The sequence below is a fragment of the candidate division KSB1 bacterium genome (assembly GCA_022562085.1).
GTDB lineage: Bacteria > Zhuqueibacterota > Zhuqueibacteria > Oceanimicrobiales > Oceanimicrobiaceae > Oceanimicrobium.
Map to the genome: position 1 here is coordinate 1 of JADFPY010000465.1, position 2,662 is coordinate 2,662.

3 protein-coding genes are annotated in these 2,662 nt (G+C 44.7%); all 3 read left to right on the plus strand.

Translation table 11 applies throughout. The features are described from left to right. The first annotated feature begins 18 nt into the window (after positions 1-18). Positions 19-297: a hypothetical protein gene (locus tag IH879_22265; GenBank protein MCH7677652.1), complete on the plus strand. Its 279-nt coding sequence runs from the start codon at positions 19-21 to the stop codon at positions 295-297. A 14-nt stretch (positions 298-311) separates the two neighbouring features. Further along, positions 312-1,364: a hypothetical protein gene (locus tag IH879_22270; GenBank protein MCH7677653.1), complete on the plus strand. Its 1,053-nt coding sequence runs from the start codon at positions 312-314 to the stop codon at positions 1,362-1,364. A 10-nt stretch (positions 1,365-1,374) separates the two neighbouring features. Beyond that, positions 1,375-2,662 (plus strand): ABC transporter permease (locus tag IH879_22275; protein MCH7677654.1); only part of this gene is annotated, 1,288 nt, incomplete at its 3' end.

Here is a 2,662-nt window from a genome sequence, read left to right on the forward strand (position 1 = left end):
ATCACTGCGGACAAACCGATGTCTTTTGTCTCTTTTAACGGCCGGGTTGATGTAACTTTTCCAGAAGATATAAAAGCCAACGTGAAAATGAAATCCGAGCAAGGAGAAGTGTACAGTGACTTCGACATAAAATTGGAAGACAAACCGAGATTGATTAGAGAAGACACGCGTAAGCGCGGCGGCAAAATAAAGGTTAAGATCGAAAGCTCTATCTATGGCACCATTAACGGCGGCGGACCAGAGTTCTATTTCTCGACTTATAACGGCAGTATTTACATTAGAAAAAATAGTAACTAAAAAAGGGAGAGATCATGAAACCACTATTTATTTTACACTTAATAGTTTTTCTTACCTGCAGTGTTGCACCCGCACAGGAAAAAATCAATCGGACATTTAAAGTCGGAAGTGGAAAAGAGCTGGCTTTAAACCTTAAGGAGATTGGCGGCAGCATTCAAGTTGAGGGTTGGGAGCGAGATGAGGTCAAAATCGAAGGGGAAATATCAGGCATCGGCTGGGACGAAGATTGTGAGCTTAAATTCAAAGAAAGCTCTACCGGCATCCGGGTGGTTCCATATTGCGGCTACGATAACGATGGAATCAAAGTCAGATTTAACATCAAAGTCCCGAAAAAATTTGATTTGTTAATTAGTACTGCAACTGAAACCCGAATTAAGGGAATCGAAGGATATTTGGATTTGAAATGCGGCAATGCCAATGTTGAGATTTCTGACTTTAAAGGTAAAGTTGACTTAAGCACCGCAAACGGCAGGCTGGATATTCTAAACTCAAAGATCGAAGGCAGCATCAGCAATGTGAATGGTAATTTAACGATTAAAAATTCAAATGTTGAAGGAAAAGTTAGTACCACAAATAGCAGCATGGAAATCAACACCGCCAACTCGGGAATCAAAGTCAAATCGGTAAATGGCAGAATCAGTATCGATTCGGCGAAAGATTTTGTCCGTGCGAATTCGGTCAACGGCGGCATCGAAATTGCCGAACTGGATGGCTGGATCGATGCCAAAACGATTAATGGTCACGTAATCTTGAACATGGTTGGCAATCCTGAAGAAGGCAAACGCGACATTGAATTAAACACCATGAACGGCGACGTTGAGCTGTTTTTTCCGGAAAATTTCCCAATGGATGTGAGCATCGAAATTAAAAATGACTACGATGGTAGAAACAGAAATAAATATCGCGAGAAATACAAAATTGTCAGTGATTATGATTTGGAAATTGAAGAAAAAGAGCGGCGCGGGGGGAATTATGAAATATTTGGCCGTGGCAAAGTCGGTAGTGGAAAACACCGGGTGAGAATCAACGCGGTCAATGGCGATGTTTATTTAAAGAAAGCCAGTTAGAAATTAAATTATGTTAAAGAGCTATCTCAAAATCGCAATCCGCAACCTGTTAAAACAGAGAGGATATACTTTTATCAATGTCTTCGGCCTGGCCATTGGCATGGCATGTTGTATTTTGATCTTTCTGCTCATTCGCTACGAGTGGAGTTACGATACTTTCCATGAAAAAAAAGATTCGATTTACTCGCTGTTCATTCAAGAAAAGCGGACGGACGGCACTCTTAAGTTTCGCCGCCTGATTCCGCTTGGCATTCCGAAGGCCCTGGCAAAAGAATTCCCCGGCGTTAGAGGCGTCGTTCAGCTTGCTTCCGGAGATGTCACAATGGTTCACGACGGCCAGGCATTCCGCGAAGAAATCTTCGAAGCGGATTCAACGTTTTTTAACATCTTTTCCTTCCCGTTACTTGCCGGGGATGCAAATTCTGCATTGAGTCACCCAACAAATATGGTGATCAGCGAAACCATCGCCCAAAAGTATTTTGGCCAGATGAGCGATGGCTATCAGCATGTGACTGGCAAAACCCTGTCGATTCGTATGGGAAACCGCCTGCAGGACTTTACGGTCAGCGGTGTCATGTCGAATTGTCCCGACAATTCCAGCTTGCAAATCGATATTCTGATACCATTTGAGAACTACACCGACTTACCGTTAGGCTCCAATGACGTCGATGGGCGAACCTCGACATATCTTCTGCTCAATGAAAGACAACACTCATTTGCGCTTGAGCAGGCCCTTCGCCCTTTTACCGCTCTGCATTTCAAAAACTGCATTGAAACATACCAGGCGCGTGGGCTGTTAGCGGCCGGGGATGATGCTTTTCAACTTCGACTGCAGCCCCTTCGTGAGTTGCACCGGAACCCACAAATTCCGGTTAGTTATGAAGAACAGGCACACAATCCCATGTATTCATACATTCTGGCCGGGATTGGAATTTTGGTTCTTCTCATCGCATGCATTAATTTTACCACCCTTTCCGTGGCACGCTCCGCCAGTCGCGCCCGGGAAGTTGGAATGCGCAAGGCTGTAGGCGCACAGAAACAGCAATTAATGGCGCAGTTCTGGGGAGAAGCGCTCATGTTGAGCTTCTTTGCCTTGCTGCTTGGCTTAGCCATAACAGCTCAGTCCCTGCCTTTCTTCAACTATTTAACCGGAAAAAAACTCTCGCTGACCGGGATACAGCACGGTGAGGTCTGGCTGGTTCTTTTGGGGCTTATGTTGATCGTTGGCTTCATTACAGGAACGTACCCCGCAGTAATTCTATCTCGATTTCAGCCGGCCATTGTCTTGAAAGGCAATT

What these genes read in the sequence shown, in the direction of transcription:
- IH879_22270 (MCH7677653.1), top strand. Translation starts at nt 312, where the DNA reads ATGAAACCACTATTTATTTTACACTTAATAGTTTTTCTTACCTGCAGT.
- IH879_22265 (MCH7677652.1), top strand. Translation starts at nt 19, where the DNA reads ATGTCTTTTGTCTCTTTTAACGGCCGGGTTGATGTAACTTTTCCAGAA.